This window comes from Ensifer sp. B1-9, from assembly GCF_050474445.1.
Lineage (GTDB): Bacteria > Pseudomonadota > Alphaproteobacteria > Rhizobiales > Rhizobiaceae > Ensifer.
Genome location: NZ_JBCHVG010000012.1, coordinates 250,547 through 272,460, shown reverse-complemented (window position 1 = coordinate 272,460; position 21,914 = coordinate 250,547). Strand labels below are relative to the sequence as shown.

General features: G+C 63.1%; 20 protein-coding genes. 5 read left to right on the top strand and 15 right to left on the bottom strand.

The features are described from left to right. Positions 1–5 precede the first annotated feature (5 nt). The 7 genes from ACQ5BM_RS23440 to ACQ5BM_RS23410 all read right to left on the bottom strand — a co-directional run bounded on the left by ACQ5BM_RS23440 (position 6) and on the right by ACQ5BM_RS23410 (position 6,221). Positions 6–1,193: an efflux RND transporter periplasmic adaptor subunit gene (locus tag ACQ5BM_RS23440; RefSeq protein WP_429816598.1), complete on the bottom strand. Its 1,188-nt coding sequence runs from the start codon at positions 1,191–1,193 to the stop codon at positions 6–8. Positions 1,194–1,798: 605 nt separating this feature from the next. After that, complete coding sequence (locus tag ACQ5BM_RS23435) at positions 1,799–2,791, bottom strand: ABC transporter substrate-binding protein (RefSeq protein WP_429816596.1); 993 nt, start codon at positions 2,789–2,791, stop codon at positions 1,799–1,801. A 99-nt stretch (positions 2,792–2,890) separates the two neighbouring features. Next, positions 2,891–3,760 carry an ABC transporter permease gene (locus ACQ5BM_RS23430; protein ID WP_429816593.1) on the bottom strand — a complete coding sequence of 290 codons (870 nt, stop codon included), beginning with the start codon at positions 3,758–3,760 and terminating at the stop codon, positions 2,891–2,893. Next, entirely contained in the window at positions 3,757–4,641 is an 885-nt protein-coding gene (locus ACQ5BM_RS23425) for an ABC transporter permease (RefSeq protein ID WP_429816590.1), read from the bottom strand. The genes ACQ5BM_RS23430 and ACQ5BM_RS23425 overlap by 4 nt, the downstream gene beginning before the upstream one ends. Positions 4,642–4,643: 2 nt before the next feature. Further along, positions 4,644–4,979, bottom strand: a complete 336-nt coding sequence (locus tag ACQ5BM_RS23420) for a hypothetical protein (RefSeq protein WP_429816587.1) — start codon at positions 4,977–4,979, stop codon at positions 4,644–4,646. After that, positions 4,976–5,440: an N-acetyltransferase family protein gene (locus ACQ5BM_RS23415; RefSeq protein WP_429816584.1), complete on the bottom strand. Its 465-nt coding sequence runs from the start codon at positions 5,438–5,440 to the stop codon at positions 4,976–4,978. The genes ACQ5BM_RS23420 and ACQ5BM_RS23415 overlap by 4 nt, the downstream gene beginning before the upstream one ends. After that, positions 5,430–6,221, bottom strand: a complete 792-nt coding sequence (locus tag ACQ5BM_RS23410) for an ABC transporter ATP-binding protein (RefSeq protein WP_429816581.1) — start codon at positions 6,219–6,221, stop codon at positions 5,430–5,432. The genes ACQ5BM_RS23415 and ACQ5BM_RS23410 overlap by 11 nt, the downstream gene beginning before the upstream one ends. 121 nt (positions 6,222–6,342) lie before the next feature. Between ACQ5BM_RS23410 and ACQ5BM_RS23405 the strand changes: the two genes are divergently transcribed. Further along, a complete protein-coding gene (locus ACQ5BM_RS23405; protein WP_429816578.1) occupies positions 6,343–6,756 on the top strand; it encodes a cupin domain-containing protein in 414 nt (137 codons plus the stop codon). A gap of 129 nt (positions 6,757–6,885) precedes the next feature. Here the strand turns inward: ACQ5BM_RS23405 and ACQ5BM_RS23400 are convergent, their stop codons facing one another. The 3 genes from ACQ5BM_RS23400 to ACQ5BM_RS23390 all read right to left on the bottom strand — a co-directional run bounded on the left by ACQ5BM_RS23400 (position 6,886) and on the right by ACQ5BM_RS23390 (position 10,322). Then, the gene (locus ACQ5BM_RS23400) at positions 6,886–7,401 is read right to left on the bottom strand and encodes a hypothetical protein (protein WP_429816575.1); all 516 of its coding nucleotides are present in this window, start codon (positions 7,399–7,401) and stop codon (positions 6,886–6,888) included. Positions 7,402–7,431: 30 nt separating this feature from the next. Continuing rightward, on the bottom strand, positions 7,432–8,886 hold the full coding sequence (hydA, locus tag ACQ5BM_RS23395; RefSeq protein WP_429816573.1) for a dihydropyrimidinase: 1,455 nt from the start codon (positions 8,884–8,886) through the stop codon (positions 7,432–7,434). A gap of 185 nt (positions 8,887–9,071) precedes the next feature. Then, entirely contained in the window at positions 9,072–10,322 is a 1,251-nt protein-coding gene (locus ACQ5BM_RS23390) for a Zn-dependent hydrolase (RefSeq protein WP_429816571.1), read from the bottom strand. Between the two features lie 282 nt (positions 10,323–10,604). On the opposite strand from ACQ5BM_RS23390, the gene rutR reads away from it, so the two are divergent. Then, positions 10,605–11,258: an HTH-type transcriptional regulator RutR gene (gene rutR, locus ACQ5BM_RS23385; RefSeq protein ID WP_173517579.1), complete on the top strand. Its 654-nt coding sequence runs from the start codon at positions 10,605–10,607 to the stop codon at positions 11,256–11,258. A 15-nt stretch (positions 11,259–11,273) separates the two neighbouring features. Here rutR and ACQ5BM_RS23380 read toward each other — a convergent pair whose 3' ends face one another. The 3 genes from ACQ5BM_RS23380 to ACQ5BM_RS23370 form a co-directional block, all read right to left on the bottom strand. Next, the gene (locus ACQ5BM_RS23380; protein ID WP_429816568.1) at positions 11,274–12,203 is read right to left on the bottom strand and encodes a DMT family transporter; all 930 of its coding nucleotides are present in this window, start codon (positions 12,201–12,203) and stop codon (positions 11,274–11,276) included. Positions 12,204–12,240: 37 nt separating this feature from the next. After that, positions 12,241–13,917: an adenylate/guanylate cyclase domain-containing protein gene (locus tag ACQ5BM_RS23375; protein ID WP_429816565.1), complete on the bottom strand. Its 1,677-nt coding sequence runs from the start codon at positions 13,915–13,917 to the stop codon at positions 12,241–12,243. A gap of 344 nt (positions 13,918–14,261) precedes the next feature. Further along, complete coding sequence (locus tag ACQ5BM_RS23370; protein ID WP_429816563.1) at positions 14,262–15,161, bottom strand: LysR family transcriptional regulator; 900 nt, start codon at positions 15,159–15,161, stop codon at positions 14,262–14,264. A 106-nt stretch (positions 15,162–15,267) separates the two neighbouring features. Here ACQ5BM_RS23370 and ACQ5BM_RS23365 point away from each other — a divergent pair, with 106 nt between their 5' ends. Further along, complete coding sequence (locus ACQ5BM_RS23365) at positions 15,268–16,290, top strand: zinc-dependent alcohol dehydrogenase family protein (protein ID WP_429816560.1); 1,023 nt, start codon at positions 15,268–15,270, stop codon at positions 16,288–16,290. Between the two features lie 87 nt (positions 16,291–16,377). Here ACQ5BM_RS23365 and preA read toward each other — a convergent pair whose 3' ends face one another. Together preA and ACQ5BM_RS23355 are read right to left on the bottom strand one after the other, a co-directional pair. Further along, complete coding sequence (preA, locus tag ACQ5BM_RS23360; RefSeq protein WP_429816557.1) at positions 16,378–17,691, bottom strand: NAD-dependent dihydropyrimidine dehydrogenase subunit PreA; 1,314 nt, start codon at positions 17,689–17,691, stop codon at positions 16,378–16,380. Positions 17,692–17,710: 19 nt separating this feature from the next. After that, positions 17,711–19,072, bottom strand: coding sequence for an NAD(P)-dependent oxidoreductase (locus ACQ5BM_RS23355; RefSeq protein ID WP_429816555.1), 1,362 nt, complete (start codon positions 19,070–19,072; stop codon positions 17,711–17,713). A gap of 260 nt (positions 19,073–19,332) precedes the next feature. Between ACQ5BM_RS23355 and ACQ5BM_RS23350 the strand changes: the two genes are divergently transcribed. Continuing rightward, positions 19,333–20,286, top strand: coding sequence for a sugar-binding transcriptional regulator (locus tag ACQ5BM_RS23350; RefSeq protein ID WP_429816552.1), 954 nt, complete (start codon positions 19,333–19,335; stop codon positions 20,284–20,286). 198 nt (positions 20,287–20,484) lie between these two features. Further along, complete coding sequence (locus ACQ5BM_RS23345; RefSeq protein ID WP_429816550.1) at positions 20,485–21,795, top strand: ABC transporter substrate-binding protein; 1,311 nt, start codon at positions 20,485–20,487, stop codon at positions 21,793–21,795. Positions 21,796–21,914: the final 119 nt, after the last annotated feature.

Below are 21,914 nucleotides of genomic sequence, written 5' to 3'. Positions count from 1 at the left end.
TCCTGTCAGTTGGTCGCTGATACAGCGGACTTGACGGGGTTGATGCGGTCGCCGTCGCGGACATAGGCTCCGGCCCTCGCCACCACTTCCTCGCCGGCCTTCAGGCCTTCGAGGACTTCGATGAACTTGCCGTCGGAAATCCCTGTCTTGACGGGCAGGATGCGGATGACGCCGTTTTCGACCTTGCGGACGATGGTGCGGCCGTTCTCATTGGTAACGGCCGTTTGCGGCAGGACCACTGCCTGCTTCTGCTCGGCGGTGATCAGCGCGCTCGCATACATGCCGGCGCGTGCCTTCTCGGTGGCCGTCAGGCTGATGAAGACGGTTCCGAGGCGGCTGACGGGATCGACGGTCGGCGCGATCAGGCGGATCGTGCCCTCGACCTTGGTGTTGCCGCCGGCGAGCGTCACGGTTGCCGGCTGGCCGACAGCGAGCTTGATGATATCGGCTTCGGCGACGTCGGCCTTCATCTCGATCGCGCCATCGCGGATCATGGCGAAGAGCGGCTCGCTATTGCCGGTGGCGATCGCGCCGACCTTGGCGTTCTTGGCGGAGATCACGCCGGCGACAGGCGCCTTGACCTCGGTACGGGCGAGGCGAAGGTCGATGTCGTCGATCTGCGCTTCGGCCACCTTGATGTCGGCATTGGCCACGGCGACGGCCTGCTCGGCGGAAAGGACGCGTGCCTGCGTCGCGATCGCGAGGGCTCGGACGCGGTCAGCCTCGGCCGTCGAAACGGTGCCGTTCTTGGAGAGTTCGGCGGCGCGGTCGCTGACCCGCTTGGCCTCGTCCGCGTTCGCCCTGGTCTCGCTGAGCTGTGCATTCAACTGAGCAAGCCCGGCTTCCGCCTTGGCAAGTGACGCTTCGAGTTCGCTTTTTTGCAGGCGAAGCGCGTCGTCGTTCAGGACCACCAGAACGCTGCCGGCTTCGACCTCGTCGCCGACATCGACATTGAGTGTGCGGATGGAGAGGCCGTCGACCATCGGGGCGACATAGACCTGCTCGACGGCCTGGATGGTGCCGGTCGCGACGACGCGGTCGCTGATCGACTGGTCGACCGCCGAAGTGACGACGATGGACGGGAGGCTTTGTGTCTGCTTCGGTTCTGTCACTTCCTGCGCCCCGGCAACGGAAAGCGAACCAAAGGTCATCGCAGCGCACACGCTGAGAATAGGCAGTACTTTTTGAGCCATCGGCTTCATAATCCCGGCAATGAAAACAACTTAGAGCGGATCACAGCTCGAGACAGGATCCACGGGCAATCAGGCGATTTTATCACGCCGACGTCGCGCCCCGGCTGATCGCGCGGGGACAGGAGACTGCGCTTTTCCTCATTTCGCGCTCCGCGTGCACGGTATCAGACCGTAGACGCCGGCGGAACTGGGACCGGTTACCGCAGGCAATGCATCGGGAAAAGAATGTCCTCCGCCATGCCTGCCTCCAACAAACATCGGGGCCTATGTAATCTCGGCTCTTGACGCTTACAAGAGCGCACGAAGCGATGGTGCCTCAATATTCAACTTGTTCTGCGGTTATGGTTGCGATCTTGACACGATCTTGACAATGGCAAGCAAGGGTAGTGCCGTTGTCAGCCGGGTTACCACCCCCACGCCCGGTATCCGGCGGCAACATGGCGGATGCGAACGGCCGCCCGCTGCATGTTTCCTTAAATCCTGAACGATCTAAGGAGAAAAACATGCAGTAGCGACCTTTGTGCGTCTGAGAGGACGCGCGGCGCTGCAGAAACGGAAGAGGGCCGCACGATCGTGCGACCCTCTTCTGACGTTTTGGCGATCGCCTACTTCAGTGCGGCATCGGTGATCTCATGCGTCCAGGCGCCTTCCGGCTCCTTGGAAATCACGGGATCGGAACCGCCGGCAAGCAGCGACTGCACCGTGCGCTTGTAGTCGGCCTCGTCGAGCGCGCCGTTGGAGCCCGACGTCAGTTTCGCCACTTCGCCCATCATGCGCTTCTGGTGCTTTTCCGTCTGCGCGCCGGTGGAGTCGTTTTCGAGAACGATATCCGCAGCTTCGTCCGGGTTCTCCTCGGCGTACTTCCAGCCCTTCATCGAGGCGCGCACGAACTTGACCATCTTCTCCTTGAAGGCGGCGTCCTTGAGCTTGTCTTCGAGCACATAGAGGCCGTCTTCGAGCGTCGCCACGCCCTGGTCTTCATACTTGAAGGTGACCAGGTCGTCCGGCTTGATGCCGGCATCGATGACCTGCCAATATTCGTTATAGGTCATGGTTGAGATGCAGGCGGCCTGCTTCTGGATCAGCGGGTCGACGTTGAAGCCCTGCTTCAGGACCGTGACACCGTTCGGGCCGCCATCGGTCGGGATCTTCAGGTGTGACATCCAGGAGAGGAACGGATATTCGTTGCCGAAGAACCAGACGCCGAGCGTCTGCCCCTTGAACTTGTCAGGGCTGGTGACGCCGGTTTCCTTGAGGCAGGTCAGCATCATGCCCGATTTCTTGAAGGGCTGGGCGATGTTGACGAGCGGCACGCCTTTCTCACGGGTGGCAAGCGCCGAGGGCATCCAGTCGACGATCACATCGGCGCCACCGCCGGCGATCACCTGTGCCGGGGCGATATCAGGACCGCCGGGCTTGATGTCGACGTCAAGGCCTTCCTCCTCGTAGAAGCCCTTGTCCTTGGCGACGTAGTAGCCAGCGAACTGCGCCTGGGTCACCCATTTCAGCTGCAGCGTCACCTTGTCGGCGGCCTCGGCCTGAAACGCTGCGAGCGAAAAGACGCCTGCGGCGAGAAGCGATGCAAGTCTTTTGTTCATGTCAGTTCCCTCTTGTTTTTACTTCATTTTCTTTCAACTGCGCAGTTCCGGACGGAAAACCGTTTCGCACTTTTCCTGGAATTGCTCAGGCAGTATGCCTCAGGCGCGCCCTCCGCGGATGGAAGGATGCCAGAAGGTGACGGCACGCTCGACGAGCGCGACCACCCCGTAGAAGACGGAGCCGGCGACGGCCGCAACGGCGATCTCGGCCCAGACCATGTCGACATTCATGCGTCCCACTTCCGTGGAAATCCGGAACCCCATGCCGACGATGGGGGTCCCGAAGAACTCGGCGACGATGGCGCCGATCAGCGCCAACGTCGAATTGATCTTCAGCGCGTTGAAGATGAACGGCCAGGCGGCCGGCAGGCGCAGCTTGACGAGCGTCTGCCACCAGGACGCCGCATAGGTCCGCATCAGGTCGCGCTCCATGTGGCTGGCGGCGGCAAGGCCGGCAACGGTGTTCACCAGCATCGGGAAGAAGGTCATGATGACGACGACCGCGACCTTCGATTGCCAGTCGAAGCCGAACCACATGACCATGATCGGCGCCACGCCGATGACGGGGAGGGCGGAGACGAAGTTGCCGAGCGGCAGCAGGCCCTTCTGCAGGAAGGGCGAGCGATCGATCAGGATTGCGACGGCGAAGCCGAGGCCGCAGCCGAGCGCATAGCCTGACAGTACCGCCTTCAGGAAGGTCTGGCGGAAATCGGCACCGAGCGTCGGCAGCGAGTTGATCAGCTTGTGCCAGATCATCGAGGGCGCCGGCAGCAGCACCGATGGCACGGAGAAGCCGCGTACGATGCCTTCCCAGAGGACCAGGATGGTGACGCCGAAGATCAGCGGCACGGCAAAGCGTGCGGCGCCCCTGGCGGCTTCGCTCTGGAAGGTCTGGCGCACCAGCCATTCGTTGAAGGCCCAGGCGGCGAGCCAGAAGATGATCGCGCCCGCAAGGATGGGAAGGTTCATGGCTTGGCTCCCATGCGCTTCAGGACGGCCGTGTGGGCGAAGCCGACGATCATGACGAGGACTGCGGCGAGTGCTGCCGCCATGAACAGCGCCGCCCAGATCTGCACCGTCTGTCCGTAGTAGGAGCCGGCGAGCAGGCGGGCGCCGAGGCCCGCGACCGCGCCGGTCGGCAGCTCGCCGACGATGGCGCCGACCAGCGAGATGGCGACGGCAACCTTCAGTGAGGTGAAGAGATAGGGCATCGACGACGGCCAGCGCAGCTTCCAGAAGGTCTGCGCCGAGGAGGCGTTGTAGGTGTGCATCAGGTCGAGCTGGATCGTCTCCGGGCTCCTTAGACCCTTCACCATGCCGACGACGACAGGGAAGAAAGACAGGTAGGTGGAGATCAGCGCCTTCGGCAGCAGGCCGGAGATGCCGACGGCATTGAGCACGACGATGATCATCGGCGCCACGGCGAGGATCGGGATCGTCTGACTGGCGATCACCCAGGGCATCAGCGAACGGTCCATCGCGCGGTTGTGCACGATGCCGACCGCCAGCAAAATGCCAAGCGCCGCACCGATACCGAAGCCGAGCAGGGTCGCCGAGAGCGTGATCCAGGCATGGTAGACGAGGCTGCGCTTGGACGTGATCGCCTTGTTGACGGTGGTGTCCCAAATCTCGGCGATCACCTGATGCGGTGCCGGCAGTACCGGACGCTCCTGCGCCATGGTGTTGCGCACGATCTCGGAGAAGGCGATCTCGGTGCCGGCGCGTGCCGCCGTGTCACGTTCGAAGGGCGCGTTCAGGAACACGGCGGCGACGTACCAGAGTGCAATCAGCAGCACGATGACGGTGCCAACCGGCAGCAGTTTGTCCCTGAGGAAGCTTGGTTCCTGCATCGTTACGCCTTTCCGCTCGCCGGGATCATCATCAGGCCCATTGCGGCGATGCCGAGAGCGACACCGGCCGCCTGTGTGAGGCTCAGTCTTTCACCGAAGACGGCGAAGGCGATGATGTTGACGAGCACGAGCTGCACCACGGCCGACAGCGAGATTGCAAGTCCGAGGCCGCCATCACGCATCAGTTTCACCATGATGATGTTGCCGATCATGTAGAGGCCGAGCGCAAGGCTGAGCATGCCGAGATGGTCGTTCGAGACATAGGCGCGAGAGGCCGTCGCGCCGCCGAGGAAGATCGTCGTTGCGAGCAGCAGCCAGAGGCCATAGGCGAGGTTCATGCCTGCATCTCCTTGGTTCGCCAGCGATAGAGGATATCCGGCAGTTGCTCTTCGTTGTCGCCGTCGGTGCGGCTCACCGCCTGAAAACCCTGGTGCTCGTAGAAGCGCTGGGCTTCGCGATTGTGTTCGAAGGTCCAGAGACTGAGCTCGTCAGGAGACAGAGCCTTCGCGGCTTCGATCAGTTGGGAGCCAATGCCCGAGCCCCGATGTGATGCATCGATATAGAGCGCGGTGACGTGACCGTCCGAGGAGAGCGAAAGGAAGCCGGCAATGGTGCCGTCATTTTCCGCCAGCAGCACCGTGCGTTCGGCAAAGACCGTATCGGCGTAGAACCGCTCGACGTCGGCATGATCGTGCACGCGCGGCATCCACGGCGTTGCGTCGATCCAGCGGTTGAGGATGCCGGCGCAGGCGGTCATGTCGTCCCGCTCGGCCCGGCGGATCTCGACGCTATTCGTCATAGCTGTGTCCTGCGCGCAGGCCCTCGCGAACGCGGTGGGCGATTTCCAGAAACTCCGGCGTTTCGCGGATGCCGAGCGGCCGTTCGCGCGGCAGCGGCGACTCGATCACGTCGGTCACCCGGCCGGGGCGCGGGCTCATCACCACGATCTTGGTCGAGAGATAGACCGCCTCCGGGATCGAATGGGTGACGAAACAGATCGTCTTGTTGGTGCGGGCCCAGAGCTTCAGCAGCTGTTCGTTCAGATGGTCGCGCACGATCTCGTCCAGCGCGCCGAAGGGCTCGTCCATCAGCAGGAGATCTGCGTCGAAGGCGAGCGCCCGCGCAATCGATGCGCGCTGCTGCATGCCGCCGGAGAGCTGCCAGGGATATTTCTTGCCGAAGCCCGAGAGATTGACGAGTTCGAGCGTGCGCTCGATGCGCGCTTTCTTCTCTTCCTTCGAATAGCCCATGATCTCGAGCGGCAGCGCGATGTTGTTCTCGATCGTGCGCCAGGGATAAAGTGCGGCCGCCTGGAAGACGTAGCCATAGGCGCGTTGCTTGCGCGCTTCTTCCGGTGTCATGCCGTTGACGCTGATCTTGCCGGAGGTTGCCTTTTCGAGATCGGCGATCACCCTCAGAAACGTCGTCTTGCCGCAGCCGGACGGGCCGATGAAGGAAACGAAATCGCCCTTGGCAACGTCCAGGTTGACGCCGGTCAGCGCATGGACCGGCCCGTCGGCGGTTTCGAAAGTCAGGCAGAGGTCCCGGGCCGAAACCACGGATGCGGTGTTGGACGTCATCGGCGAATACTCATTCTGGCTGGTCTGTGTCAGACTGCTATCCGGACCGGCAACATGCAATCGCGGATTTGGGTGCGGAGCCGTTTGTTGCTGGTTTTTCAGGGAATTCTGGAGAACGTTCATGTCTCGATCATCCAATCCGGGCTGTCGCGTGGTTCGTCCTGAAGGCATCACGGCCGGCCAGCAGGGGCTCAACTATTTCGAGGGCATCGCAGCCGAGACCGTCGGCGCGACCGGGCTCTGCATGCATATCGTCACGATCCCGCCCGGCGCGCGCGCCAAGGCGCATCTGCATGAGAGCCACGAGACGGCGATCTACGTGCTTTCGGGCGAGGCCTGGACCTGGTTCGGCGAACGGCTGGAGGAGCACGTCGTCGCGCGCGCCGGCGACATGGTCTACATCCCCGCCGGCATGCCGCACCTGCCGGAGAACCGGTCGAACGAAGCCTGCACGGCGGTCATCGCGCGAACGGACGCCAAGCAGCGGGAAAGCCTCGTGCTGCTGCCCGAGCTGGACGCGTTCGTTCCCACCTGACGCAAACCGCGCCGAAGCGCCCCGCTGGCCTGGCGGGACATGTCCGATGGGACAGAGCTGTAGGGGGAAGTCAGCCAGACTGACAGAGAGAGGCAAACGCAACGACTGGACCGATAGCATCTGGAGCATCTAGGATCGTCCTCCGCCGGTCTGCGCTAGGGAGCTTCCGGGAGACCCTACCTTCCGTGCGAAGTAGAAGGCTGCTCCGCCGGCGGCGCCGCTGATCGCACAGGCTGCGAGGAGCAGGTGGTCCTGCGATGTCATCGCCGGGCCAAGGAGACCCGTTTCCTCTATTTGTTCGGGGGCGTTTCCGATCAGGGATGCAGCAAATCCCGCCAGAAGAATGAGTGCGAATGTCAATGCAACGCACACGACACCAGCAACGCAATGATGGCTTAGATTACGTCGGTCAAACCGCTCCATGAGCCAATAAAGTCCGAAGCTCGCTGGAGCGAAGACAACAAATGCGATGAAAGACGCACAGAAAGGCAGCAGAATACTGGCCGGAATGAGAACCTGGGAAGGGACCTCGGCAAAGGATTTGGGATCGATGAACACCAACGATGCGAATGCGGTATAGGTGCCGGCAAGGGCAGCCGCGGCGTGTAGCCGCGAAAACCGGTTCTCGCGTTGATGAGCATACATAGGTAGCACCCTGTCCCGGTTCCCTTTCACTCACACCCCGGTGGCCGGAATGCCGGTGCGCTGGACGGCGCGGGGCGCGGTGACTTCCTTCCAGGTGGAAAGGGCGGAACTGACCGCCGGGAACGGATCGCGGCGGACGAATTCGCCGTGGCCTTCGCGGGTCTTGATCGTGCCTTCCTCGATCGCGACGACGCCGCGGGTCAACGTAAAGCGCGGCAGCCCCTTCACCTCCTTGCCCTCGAAGACGTTGTAATCGATCGCTGATTGCTGGCTCTTGGCGGAGATTGTCTTGGTGCGCTTCGGATCCCAGACGACGAGGTCGGCATCGGCGCCGACGAGGATCGCGCCCTTCTTCGGGTAGATGTTGAGGATCTTGGCGATGTTGGTCGAGGTGACGGCCACGAACTCGTTCATGGTGATGCGGCCAGTGTTGACGCCATGGGTCCAGAGCATCGGCATGCGGTCTTCGAGGCCGCCGGTGCCGTTCGGGATCTTGGTGAAGTCGCCGACGCCGAAGCGCTTCTGCTCGCTCGTGAAGGCGCAATGGTCGGTCGCCACCACTTGCAGCGAGCCCGAGGCAAGGCCGGCCCAGAGACTGTCCTGGTGCAGCTTGTTGCGGAAGGGCGGCGACATCACGCGGCGGGCCGCATGGTCCCAGTCCTTGTTGAAATATTCGCTTTCGTCGAGTGTCAGGTGCTGGATCAGCGGCTCGCCGAAGACGCGCATGCCCTTGGAGCGGGCGCGGCGGATCGCCTCGTGCGCCTGTTCGCAGGACGTGTGCACGATGTAGACGGGGCAGCCCGCCATGTCGGCGATCATGATCGCGCGGTTGGTGGCTTCGCCCTCGACTTCCGCCGGGCGCGAATAGGCGTGCGCTTCGGGCCCATTGTTGCCTTCGGCCAGCAGCTTCGCCTGGAGCTGGGCAACGACGTCGCCGTTTTCGGCATGTACCAGCGGCAGCGCGCCAAGTGCTGCGCAGCGCTGGAAGGACGAGAACATCTCGTCGTCATCGACCATCAGCGCGCCCTTGTAGGCCATGAAGTGCTTGAAAGTGTTGATGCCCTTGTCCTTGACGATGGTCTCCATCTCGTTGAAGACCTGTTCGCTCCACCAGGTGATCGCCATGTGGAAGGAATAGTCGCAATTGGCGCGGGTGGACTTGTTGTCCCACATGGTCAGCGCTTCGAGCAGCGACTGGTTGGGCGAGGGGAGCGCGAAATCGACCACCATGGTCGTGCCGCCGGCAAGGGCCGCGCGCGTGCCGCTTTCGAAATCGTCCGAGGAGTAGGTGCCCATGAAGGGCATTTCGAGATGCGTGTGCGGGTCGATGCCGCCGGGCATGACGTAACAGCCGCTCGCATCCAGCGTTTCGTCGCCCGCGAGGTTCGGCCCGATCTCGACGATCCTGCCGCCCTCGATCTTGACGTCCGCCTTGTAGGTCAGGTCGGCCGTGACGATGGTTCCACCCTTGATGACAGTGCTCATGGTTCTTGATCCTCGCGATTGCGCTTCCGGCGCCTACAGCGCCGCGCGTGTTTCAATACGCGCTAAGGTCGCTGTAGCATTTTAGATTTGCTGCATAATTTGCCCTTAAATCGATCCCGATTTAAGGAATTATGCAGTAGGCGGTCGCCACGAAAAAGGGCGGAACCTTCGTCCCGCCCGCAAACTCATTCGACGATTTCGGCCGTTTCGACGACGGCGTGGAAGAGGACGTCGGCGCCGGCGCTGGCCCACTCCTTGGAGATGTCCTCCGCCTCGTTGTGGCTCAAGCCTCCGACGCAGGGGCACATGATCATCGTCGTCGGCGCCACCTTGGCGGCCCAGCAGGCATCGTGGCCGGCGCCTGAGATGATGTTCATGTGGCTGTAACCGAGATGTTCGGCGGCGTTGCGCACGGCGCTCACCAGCTTCGGGTCGAAGGTCACCGGCTCGAAATGGCCGATCGCCTCGATGGAACAGCCGACGCCGAGCGGTTCTGTGATCTTTGGCGCCTCAGCCTCGATCGTGGCCCGCATGCGGTCGAGCTTGGCCTTGTCGGGCGAACGGATATCGACGGTGAAGACCACTTTGCCTGGCAGCACGTTGCGGGAATTGGGCGAGAAGAACACCTGGCCGACGCCGCCGACGGCGCCCGGCTGGTTCTCCATCGCAACGCCCTGGACCATTTCCAGGATACGGGCCATGGCAAGGCCGGCATTGACGCGCATGTTCATCGGGGTAGAGCCCGTGTGGGCCTCGCGACCTGTCAGCGTGAACTCCAGCCACCAGAGGCCCTGACAGTGGGTGACGACGCCGATATCCTTGCCCTCGGCCTCGAGGATCGGGCCCTGTTCGATGTGGTATTCGAAATAGGCGTGCATCTTGCGGGCGCCGACTTCCTCGTCGCCGACCCAGCCGATGCGCTTCAATTCATCGCCGAAGGTTTTTCCTTCCGGATCCTTGCGGCCATAGGCGAAATCCTGGGTATGCACGCCGGCAAAGACGCCCGACGCGAGCATCGCGGGCGCGAAGCGCGCGCCTTCTTCGTTCGTCCAGTTGGTGACGACGATCGGGTGCTTGGTCTTGATGCCAAGGTCGTTCATCGAGCGCACGACTTCGAGGCCGGAGAGTACGCCGAGCACGCCGTCATATTTGCCGCCGGTCGGCTGGGTATCGAGATGCGAACCGACATAGACGGGCAGTGCATCCGGATCGGTGCCGGGCCGGGTGAAGAACATGTTGCCCATGGTGTCGACGCCCATAGTGAGTCCGGCCTCGTCGCACCAGGACTTGAACAGCCGGCGCCCTTCGGCATCCTCGTCGGTTAGCGTCTGGCGGTTGTTGCCGCCGGCGACACCAGGGCCGATCTTGGCCATTTCCATAAGTGAATTCCACAGGCGGTCGGCATTGACGCGCATGTTCTCGCCAGGTGCAGCCACGGCGGTCTCCTCATCTTTTCAGGGCTTTGCCTCGATCGGCGCGCCCTCCTGCTCCCGTGGTCAAATCCAGGCTTGGTTTTTTCTGGTGCCCTTCGATCAGCCGTTGCCTTTGGCGGCGAACTGACTGATAATTTGACCGGTTGGTAAACATTACAACTTCCGTTGCGGCACTCAAGCCGGAAAAACAAAAAAACGAAGTTGTTGCCCAAGAAGATGGCGGGGCCAGAAATTGGGCAGACCGGTTCCTGCGCGACGAATGCGCGGGTATCGCCAGGGGGACAGATGGTATTACCGAGAGCGGCGAAGACCCAGAGGCGGACACGCATCCAGGAGGAGAAGGAAGAGCGCATCCTGGAAGCCGCGCTCGAAGTCTTCTCGGCCAATGGTTTTCGCGGCGCGACGGTCGACCAGATCGCCGAAGTCGCGGGCATGTCCAAGCCGAACCTGCTCTATTATTTCCGCACCAAGGAAGCGATGCACCGGGCGTTGATCGACCGGGTGCTCGATACCTGGCTCGATCCCTTGCGCGAGTTCAACGCGGAGGGAAATCCGGTCGCCGAAATCCGCAGCTATATCCGGCGCAAGCTCGAAATGGCGCGCGACTATCCGCGTGAAAGCCGGCTCTTCGCCAACGAGGTGCTGCAGGGCGCGCCGCATATCGAGGACGAACTCAAGGGGCCGTTGAAGGCGCTGGTCGACGAGAAGGCCGAGGTCATCCGCGCCTGGGCCAAGGCCGGCAAGATCGCCAAATGCGACCCCTACCACCTTATCTTTGCGATCTGGTCGACCACCCAGCACTATGCCGACTTCGACGTGCAGGTGCGCGCCGTGCTCGGCCAGGGCAATGCCGGCGAGGGACGGTTCGAAGATGCGGCCCGCTTTCTCGAACGATTGTTCGTCGACGGGCTGCAGGTGAGCGAGCAACCGGCGGCCTGAGCCGCTCCTCCTATTTTAATCGGGCAGCAGCGCCATCAACAGCAGGCCGCAGGCGGTAGTGAGCGCGCCGGCGAGAACCGGCAGGCTGGTCCAGCCGTGGCCGAGCAGGCCTTCGAGCAGGATGATGAAGCTCGGCGTCAGATAGCCGTAGCCGAGCACCTTGGACGCCGGCAGCCGCATCGAGGCGTATTGCAGGAGCAGGAAGGTGATCGCGGTGGTGACCACCGCGAGATAGAGGACGGCGATCCAGACGACCGCAGGCAGGCTTGCAAAATCCGTGGTGACGAGGCCGACGCCGCCGGGAACCAGCAGCCAGGGCACGGTGAAGACTGCAACCCAGAAGCCGAAGGCGAAAGGGCTCTCCTCGCGGCCGAATTTGCGGATCAGCGGCACATAGACCGCGTGGCAGACGACGCCGACGAAGAAGATCAGTTCACCCCGGCCGACGTCGAAGGCAAGGATCGCCTGGATATTGGCGCGGAAGATCACCCAGACGGCGCCGAGCGCTGCAATGATGAGGCCTGCAAGCACGCCCGGGCGCGTGCGCTGGCCGAGGAGCAGATAGGCGAAACCGGCGCTGAGCAACGGCATCAGCGTGAAGACCGCGCCGGTCGAAACCGGATTGGTGAACTCCAGCGCCTTGAACATCGTCAGCATGTAGACGGCGATCAGGCCGCCGAGGATGAGGAAGCGCCACCATTGCTTGGGGAAACGGAAAGGTACCCGCGCATAGCCGAAGGTCATCAGCCCCAGCACGACGACGGTGAGCAGATAGCGCCAGAGCGTCAGCGGGCCGGCGCCCATGTGCTGGGTCGCGAGGCCGCCGAAAGAGAAGGAACCGGCAATCAGAATGGCGAAGGTCAGCATCGCCAGATGCGCCCGGAGCTTCTCGATGCCTCTGGCGTGAACCTGATGAGCCGTTTTCGGGGACACGTCCTGCTTCATTCGAGCTTCCGGGGAGTGTGAGGGCGGGGATCCCAACCTAATCGTTCGATGGTGTTGGTTGCAAGGCCGCGGAGATGCGCGCGGCGTCCGCAACGATCCAGGTTTCGAGCGTTGCCTGCCGGCCGCGCAGGCTGATGTCGAGCCGTTCGTGCCCTTCGATCACGAGACCCGCGCGGTTGACGAGTTCGGCGGAAACGGCGAGTTGCACGTCGTGCTCCTTGGCGAGGCCTTCGAGCCGGCTGGCGGTGTTGATCGTGTCGCCGACGGCGGTCAGCGAGGTTGCCTGGCCGTAGCCGATCTCGCCGATGATGGCGGGGCCGGCATGCAGCCCCATGGCGATGCGCAGCGGTTCGTCGAGCTCGCCGCGGAAGGTCTGGTTGAGCGTCTCGATGCCCTTGGATATGCGAACGGCGGCGGCGAGCGACTGCCGGCAGGCCTCGGTGTAGGAACTCTTGAGGCCGAAGATCGCAAGCGCGCCGTCGCCGATGAACTTGTCGACGACCCCGCCGGAATCCTCGACCGCTTCGCCGACCATTTCGAAGTAGCGGTTGAGCAGGAACACGGTGTCGAAGGGCAGCTTGTGTTCGGCAATGCTGGTGAAGCCGCGCAGATCGCAGAACAGCACGGCAATCCGCCGTTCCCGGCCTTCGCCACCCTCGCGCCCGAGCTGCTTCTTGATGCCGAGGCTGTCACTGTCGAGGATCGGCACGACGGTCACGTTGTGGACAGGGCGAAACTGGCAGGCGAGACGGACATTGTCGGGCGCGCCGATACGGGTCAGCGTCGCAAGCTCGGCGTCCTCAGGGGCAGGCTGGTCTTCCAATCCCTGGATGACGCGCACGCGGCAGGTCGAGCAACGCCCGCGGCCGCCGCAGACCGAGACGTGCGAGATTCCTGCAGCGCGGCTCGCTTCGAGCACGCTGAAACCGAGATTGACGGTTGCGACCCGGCCATCGGGATAGCGGACGCGTATGCGGCCGCCCTTCGGCATGGCGCGCAACAGGAAGGTGCCGCCGATCAGCCCGCTGAAGCCGAGATAGAAGCCGAGGCGGATATCCTCGAGAAGCGTGAGATCGACTGCCGGCCTGGCGTAGGCCCTGTCGCCGTAGCCGCCATGTTCAGCGTAATCGCTCTCGATCGATCGGGCGCCGCTGACGAAGCCGAGCAGCGCGAAGATCGGCACGAGGATCGCGACCGTATAGAGCAGGATTTCATAGCGCGGGAACCAGGTCCGGCCGCGCATCCAGAACCAGGCACCGAGGCAGCCATGGCCCCAGACGAGCAGCAGGGCGACCGATTGCCTGATGGCATTGATCGAGTTCGACCAGAGCAACCGCAGCATGTTCGGGTAATCGGCCTCGACACCGGTCAGCAGTGGTTCGATGCGCGCGGCGCTGACGTGGCCGGTCAGCAGGAAGGGCAGGCAGAGGCCGAAGACGATCTTCAGCGCTTCGCGCGCGGGCATCCTCAGCGTCTGGCGGCGATAGATGCTTTCGAGCGCCATGGCGAAATGCAGCAGCAGGGCGCCGTAGAGCAGCACCGTGCCGGGAACGCTGTGCCAGATCAGATTGAAGCCCTTGCGGGCGGACTCCATCGCCTCGATGGAAATCAGACCGAGCGAATGATTGAAGAAGTGGGCCACCACGAACGAACCGAGTATGGCCCCGGAGACGAGGTGGATTCGCTTGCGTCGGTTGGCCGAAATGATCGTCAAACAGCAGGTCCGGCTCTGCCGGAGCGCCGTCCGGCCGCAGTGTCAAAACTATCGGTGACTGCGCAACGCGTCGCGCACTCCGTATGAGTTCTCCCTTATTATCCAGATCGCGCGAGCCGACAACTTACCATTTTTACACAATCTGTTTCGTTTTCGTGTCCTGTACGTTATCGGCGGGGAACGCTATTCAGCGGGATTCGGAGCGGGTTGCTGTCGTGATCGTAGAGGCGGCCTTCGCGTCGGGGATCGATAACCACGTCCATGCCTGCCGCCCTGGGCATGCCGAACGCCTTTCGGCGGTAGCGGCGGCAATGCCGGAGCGAGTCGCACTCGTTTCGTTGCCGTCATTCCATCACGGCAGGCAAGCGCGCGGCAAGCGTATCGATGAGCAGGCGCAGCTTCGGCGGCATGTATTGGGTTTTCGGCCAGACGGCATAGGTGCCGTAGGACAACGCCGGCGCGTCAGTGAGGATCCGCACCAGCGAGCCGGAGGCGATACGGTCGCCGACGAGCCAGCACGGCAGCCAGGCGATGCCGAAGCCGTCAGCCGCCGCATCGGCGATCGACGTCAGGTCGTCGAGCCGCAGCCGCGCCGGCGGCGTGATGGTCCGCACCTGACCGGCCTTCACCGGAAAGGACCAGGCGAGCGGCTGCCCGCTGCGCCGATAGAGGATCGCCTGATGCGACATCAGGTCATCGATTGTTTTGGGCGTGCCGTTTGCTTCAAGATAGGCCGGTGAGGCGCACACGGTCATGCTCTGGTCGGCAAGCTTGCGCATCATCAATTCCGGTTCGCCACGCAGTGGACCGGTGCGGATGGCAAGATCGAAACCGTCCTCGACAAGATCGACGTTGCGATCGCTGAAGTTGAGGTCGAATTCCAGGCGCGGGTGCAGCCGCAGCAGTTCCGACAGCAGCGGCATGATGCATTGGCGGCCGAAATGCACGGGCATCGACAGGCGCAGTCGGCCCTGGATCTCCTGCTTGCCGGATTCCAGCAGCGCCTCGCCGGCCCGGATCTCGCTGAGCGCCCTCAGGCAGTTTTCATAGAACAGTTGGCCTTCGTCGGTGAGGCTCTGCGTCCGGGTCGTGCGATGAAACAGGCGAACGCCCAGCCTCTGTTCCAGCTTGGCAACGGTCTTGCCGACCGCCGAACGCGACAGGTTGAGCCTATCGGCGGCGGCAGAAAATCCGCCGGCGTCGGCCGCTTCCACGAACACGGAGACCCCATTCAGGTAGCTCATTTTTGTATCTCATATGGAACCAATATGGCGAAATCTTATCGCAACTGGAGAGATAATTTCAACGCTATGGTTTCTTCATCAGATCAAACCGATGAAAGGAAAGACCATGGCAAGACTGATGAAGGCGTGGACCATCGACGCGTTCGGCGCTTCGAACCTGAAGGTCACCGAGCAGCGTGTTCCGGAGGCCGGTCCGGGCGAGGTGCTGGTTCGAACGACCGCCCTGTCGCTCAACTACCGTGACAAGCTGGTGCTGGAGAACGGCATGGGCATGCCGCTCGTCTTCCCCTTCGTGCCGGGATCCGACATGGCCGGCGTGGTCGAGGCGGTCGGCCGGGGCGTGACCCGCTTCCAGCCGGGCGATCGCGTGATTTCCGTCTTCGATCCCACCTGGATCGACGGTCAGAAGCCGGGGACTGCACGTCATCCGACCTCGTTTGCACTCGGCGGCCTCAACCCGGGCGTCGCTTCCGAATATGTCGCCTTCCCGGAAAACTGGTTCGTGAAGGCACCCGAGAGCCTCGACGATGGCGAGGCGAGCACCTTGCCCTGCGCCGGTGTGACCGCGTGGTTCGCGCTGGTCGAGAAGGGCCACCTGAAGGTCGGCGATCGCGTCGTGGTGCAGGGGACCGGCGGCGTTTCGCTGTTCGGGCTGCAGATCGCCAAGGCGCATGGGGCCGAAGTCATCGTGACCTCAGCCAGTCAGGACAAGCTCGAGCGCGCCCTTGCTCTCGGCGCCGACCATGGCATTGATCGCGTGAAAGAGGACTGGGCGGAGCGTGTTCTGGAAATCACCGGCGACTACGGCGCCGACCACATTCTGGAGCTTGCCGGCGGCGCCAATCTAGGCAAGTCGCTGCAGGCGGTGGCCGTGCAGGGACGGATCTCGGTGATCGGCGTGCTCGAAGGCGGCGAGATCTCGGCGCCAGCACCGTTCGTGCTGCTGAAATCGCCGGTCATTCAAGGCATCGGCGTCGGCCATCGCCGGGCGTTGGAAGATCTGGTCGGCGCCATCGACCGGACGGGCATCAAGCCGGTCATCGATGCCCGCTACCGATTCGCGGAGTTGCGGGAGGCGCTGGCGCATCTTGATCGCGGGCCGTTGGGGAAGGTGGTCGTCGAGTTCTAGAACCGAAAGACAACGCCGCCGGATTGCGGATCCGGCGGCGTCTTCACTGGTTGAGGCGAGATCCGAGCGGATCGCGCGCTGGCTTCCTCACTCCGCGGCCTGGCGGGCCATCGGATTGTTCGGGTGGGTCGTCCAGTTGGCGTAGTTCGGGTCAACCGGCTTGCCGGTGCGCTGGTCGATCGTGCCCGCCGGCAGCTCTTCCATGGTGATGCAGTTCTCGACCGGACAGACGTTGACGCAGAGATTGCAGCCGACGCACTCGTCTTCCATCACCTCGAAGTGGCGCACGCCGTTGATGAACTGGGTGATCGCCTGGTGCGAGGTATCCTCGCAAGCGATGTGGCAGCGACCGCACTTGATGCAGGCATCCTGGTCGATCTTCGCCTTGGCGATGTAGTTGAGGTTCAGATACTGCCAGTCGGTGACATTCGGAACCGCGCGGCCGGTGATATCGTCGAGTGTGCGGTGGCCCTTGGCATCCATCCAGTCGGAAAGACCCGAGATCATCTCCTGGACGATCTTGAAGCCGTAGGTCATGGCGGCGGTGCAAACCTGGACGTTGCCGGCGCCAAGCACCAGGAATTCGGCCGCGTCGCGCCAGGTGGTGACCCCGCCGATGCCAGAGATCGGCAGACCATAGGTTTCCGGATCGCGGGCGATCTCGGCGACCATGTTGAGCGCGATCGGCTTGACCGCCGGGCCGCAATAGCCGCCGTGGGTCCCCTTGCCGCCGACCGTCGGGTTCGGGGCGAAGTTGTCGAGATCGACGGAGACGATCGAGTTGATCGTGTTGATCAGTGACACGGCGTCGGTTCCGCCGGCCTTGGCGGCGCGCGCGGGCTTGCGGATGTCCGTGATATTCGGCGTCAGCTTGGTGATGACGGGCATCCGGGTATATTGCTTGCACCAGCGCACGACCATCTCGATGTACTCTGGCACCTGTCCGACCGCCGAGCCCATGCCGCGCTCGGACATGCCGTGCGGACAGCCGAAGTTGAGTTCGATGCCGTCGGCCCCGGTTTCCTCGACGAGCGGCAGGATCGCCTTCCACGCTTCTTCCTCACAGGGCACCATGATCGAGGCGATCAATGCCCGGTCCGGCCAGTTCATCTTCACCTGCTTCATCTCGCGCAGGTTCACATAGAGGTCGCGGTCGGTGATGAGCTCGATGTTGTTCAAGCCCAGCAGCCGGCGGTCGGCGCCCCAGATTGCGCCGTAGCGCGGTCCGTTGACGTTGACGACCGGCGGTCCTTCCTCGCCGAGCGTCTTCCAGACGACGCCGCCCCAGCCCGCCTTGAAGGCGCGCTCGACGTTGTAGGCCTTGTCCGTGGGCGGGGCGGATGCCAGCCAGAACGGGTTCGGGGATTTGATACCGACGAAATTGTTGCGAAGATCAGCCATTGGTTTCTCCTCCCGATCCTTAGGCAACCGCGCTCGCGCGCGGCGCGGCCGCGGCGAAGGCCCGGTTGATCGATTCAGCGGCATCGCGGCCCATGGCAACGGCCGAGACCGTCAGGTCTTCGCCGCCCAGCACGCAGTCGCCGCCGGCCCAGACGTTGTCGATCGAGGTACGCCCTTCGGCATCAGTGACGATACGGCCGCCTTCGAGCTTCAGGGCGCCGAGGCCGCTTCCGAGGAAGCTCTGGCCGATCGCCTTGAAGATCTGGTCGGCTGCAATGATACCGGTTTCACCCGTCGCCGTCAGCTTTCCGTCTTCGAGCGTCGTGTATTCCAGCTCGATGCCGGCGACCTTGCCGTCCTTCTCGGCAATGCGCTTCGGCTGCAGCCAGTGGCGGATGGTGACGCCCTTGGAAGCCGCGAGATCCTGCTCGAACTCGGAAGCGTTCATGTGCTCCTTGCCGCGGCGGTAGCAGATCGTCACCTCTTCGGCGCCGAGCAGCTTCGCCTGAACCGCCGCGTCGATCGCAGTCATGCCGCCGCCGAGAACGACAACCCGGCGTCCGACCGGGATATCGGCCTTGGTCTTCGACTGGCGGAGCGCCGCGATGAAATCGACGGCGTCCTCGACGCCCTCGGCATTTTCGCCTTCGAGGCGCAGCGCGTTGACGCCGGCAAGGCCGAGGCCGAGGAAGACGGCGTCATATTGTTCCTGAAGTTGGGCGAGGGTGAAATCGCGGCCGAGTGCCTGGCCGTTGCGCACCTCGATGCCGCCGATTGACAGCACGTAGTCGACTTCCTTCTGGGCGAAGTCGTCGACCGACTTATAGGCGGCGATGCCGTATTCGTTAAGGCCGCCCGATTTCGGGCGGGCGTCGTAGATCACGACGTCGTGGCCCTTGACGGCGAGCCGGTGGGCGGCCGCAAGTCCTGCCGGGCCGGCGCCGACGATGGCAACCTTGCGGCCGGAGGAGGCGGCGCGAGTGTAGAACTGCTTGTTCTCCTTCATCGCCACGTCGGTCGCATAGCGTTGCAGGCGGCCGATCTCGACCGGGCGCTCCTCGGCGGTGTTGCGAACGCACGCCTGTTCGCAGAGCGTTTCGGTGGGACAGACGCGGGCGCACATGCCGCCCAGGATGTTCTGATCGAAGATCGTCTTGGCCGATCCGATCGGGTTTCCGGTCGATATCTGCCGAATGAATAGCGGGATATCGATGGAGGTGGGACAGGCCGTCATGCACGGCGCGTCATGACAGAAGTAACAGCGGTCGGAAGCGACGAGGGCCTCGTGCTTGTCGAGCGGCGGATGGAGGTCGGAGAAATTGCTCTCGTACTCCCCGAGCGGCAGGCGGCCGCCGAGGATCCCAGATTGTGTCGTTCCCATTTTTGGCTCCCAATGTTTTCTCAGGATGATGGAACGGTAACACGCTTTATTTTTTTATCAAACGGTAAAAGTTTGAGGTCGAACGGGGCCAAATCCCTTGTGATCCCGGCCTTCGGGCAGGCTTGCCACCCCGTGTTGTTCCGAGGCTCCGTTTGACAGGGCAGGGCAAATAGTGGCAGCAAACTGGAGCGGGATGAGGAAAAGTGTGTGTGGCTTTCCGTCCGCATCCCGCTCTACTTATGAGGATCGGTAGAATAGGCATGGCGCGCAGGGGCGAGGCGAACAACAGGCTTGATGATGCTGCCCGTGCGGGCTGGCTATATTATGTCGCCGGCCGCACCCAGGACGAGATTGCGACCGTCATGGGTATCTCGCGCCAATCGGCGCAGCGGCTCGTTTCGCTCGCCATGTCCGAGCGGCTGATCAAGGTTCGGCTCGACCATCCGATCGCCGCCTGCCTGGAGGCGGCGGCGGGCCTGCGCGACAAATACGGGCTGAAACATGTGGAGGTGGTGCCGAGCGACCCCGGCTCGACCTCGACGATCGTCGGCATCGCCGAGGCGGGCGCCGCCGAAATCGAGCGGTGGCTGAAGTCGCCCGAGCCGCAGGTGCTGGCAATCGGCACCGGCCGCACATTGAAGGCAGCCGTCGACCAGTTGCCACCGATGGAATGTCCGCAGCACCGCATCGTGTCGCTCACCGGCAATATCGGCCTCGACGGTTCGGCCGCCTATTACAACGTCATCTTCAGCATGGCCGATGCGGTCAAGGCGCGGCATTTTCCCATGCCGTTGCCGGTCCTTGCCTCCTCGCCGGAGGAGCGGGAAGTGTTGCACAGCCAGAGCCTCGTGCAGGTGGCGCTGAGGCTCGGGGCAGAAGCCAATGTCGCCTTCGTCGGCGTCGGCGAACTCGGCCCGGACGCACCGCTCTGCCAGGACGGGTTCCTGGCGCAGGACGAAATGGCCGAGCTCACCAAGGCTGGCGCCGCCGGCGAGATCTGCGGCTGGATGTTCGACCATGACGGTGGATTGCTTTCGGGAAGCTTCAACGAGCGCGTCGCATCGGTGCCGCTTCCTTCGCGGGACAAGGCGTCGGTCATCGGCCTCGCCAAGGGCCGGCGCAAATACGAAGCGCTGAGAGCGGCCGTGAAAGGTGGAATCATCAACGGTCTCATCACCGATGAGGCGACGGCGATCTATCTACTCAACGCCTGATCGCAATACGAAACGTTTGAAAAGGCCGGCCGATGCGCCGGCCTTTCGCATGTGCGTAAGGAAAAAATCAACAATCAAAACAATCATCTAATGTTTCTGTGTGCAACGCAGCGACGATTGCACATTGACATTTTGTCACGAGAAGTGAGTAATTGCTCATGAGCGAGGCAAATGCTCAATTCTTCTGGGAGGAAGTCGATGAACTTGAGAACTTTCCTGCTGGGCACGTGCTCGGCAGTCGCACTGTCGGGTCTGGCCCAAGCAGAAACCCTGACGATCGCGACCGTGAACAACGGTGACATGATCCGGATGCAGAAGCTGACGGGGGATTTCACGTCAAAGAATCCGGACATTCAGGTCGAGTGGGTAACGCTCGAGGAAAACGTGCTGCGCCAGCGCGTGACGACCGATATCGCCACCAAGGGCGGCCAGTACGACATCATGACGATCGGCACCTATGAAGTGCCGATCTGGGCGAAGCAGGGTTGGCTGCTGCCGCTCGACAATCTCGGCGCCGACTACGATGTCGACGATCTCCTGCCGGCGATCCGCTCCGGTCTCACCATCGACGGCAAGCTCTATGCCGCGCCGTTCTACGGTGAGAGCTCGATGGTGATGTATCGCAAGGACCTGTTCGAGAAGGCGGGGCTCACAATGCCCGACGCGCCGACCTGGGACTTCATCGCCGATGCCGCGCGCAAGATCACCGACAAAGGCAACGAGGTCTACGGCATCTGCCTGCGCGGCAAGGCAGGCTGGGGCGAGAACATGGCCTTCCTGACGGCGACCGCGAACGCTTTCGGCGCCCGCTGGTTCGACGAGAACTGGAAGCCGCAGTTCGACCAGCCGGAATGGAAGAAGGCACTCGACTTCTACGTCAAGCTGATGAACGACGCTGGCCCGCCCGGCGCGTCCTCCAACGGCTTCAACGAGAACCTGTCGCTGTTCCAGACCGGCAAGTGCGGCATGTGGATCGATGCGACCGTGGCCGCGTCCTTCGTCACCAACCCGAAGGAATCGACGGTTGCCGACAAGGTCGGCTTCGCGCTCGCTCCGGACACCGGGCTCGGCAAGCGCGGCAACTGGCTCTGGGCCTGGAACCTCGCAATCCCCGCAGGCTCGCAGAAGGCCGCTTCAGCCGAGAAGTTCATCGCCTGGGCCACCAGCAAGGATTATCTGAAGCTGGTCGCCGACAAGGAAGGCTGGGCCAACGTACCTCCGGGCACGCGCACCTCGCTCTACGCAAACCCCGAGTACCAGAAGGCGGCGCCATTCGCGAAGATGACGCTCGACTCGATCAACGCGGCTGACCCGAAGAACCCGGCTGTAAAGCCCGTTCCCTATGTCGGCGTGCAGTTCGTGGCGATCCCGGAATTCCAGGGTCTCGGTACGGCGGTCGGCCAGCAGTTCTCGGCAGCGCTTGCCGGGCAGATGAGCGTCGACCAGGCGCTTGCCAGTGCCCAGCAGCTCACCGAGCGTGAGATGACCAAGGCCGGCTACATCAAATAGGGCTCCCAAGGGCCCGGGGTGCTGGCCGCAAATGGCCGGCGCCCCGGTAATTCTCCTTCGGGCCTGTGCCTGGAGGCAGGCGCGCGGCAAGCCCGCGCCTGGTCCAAGCTCTCGAAACC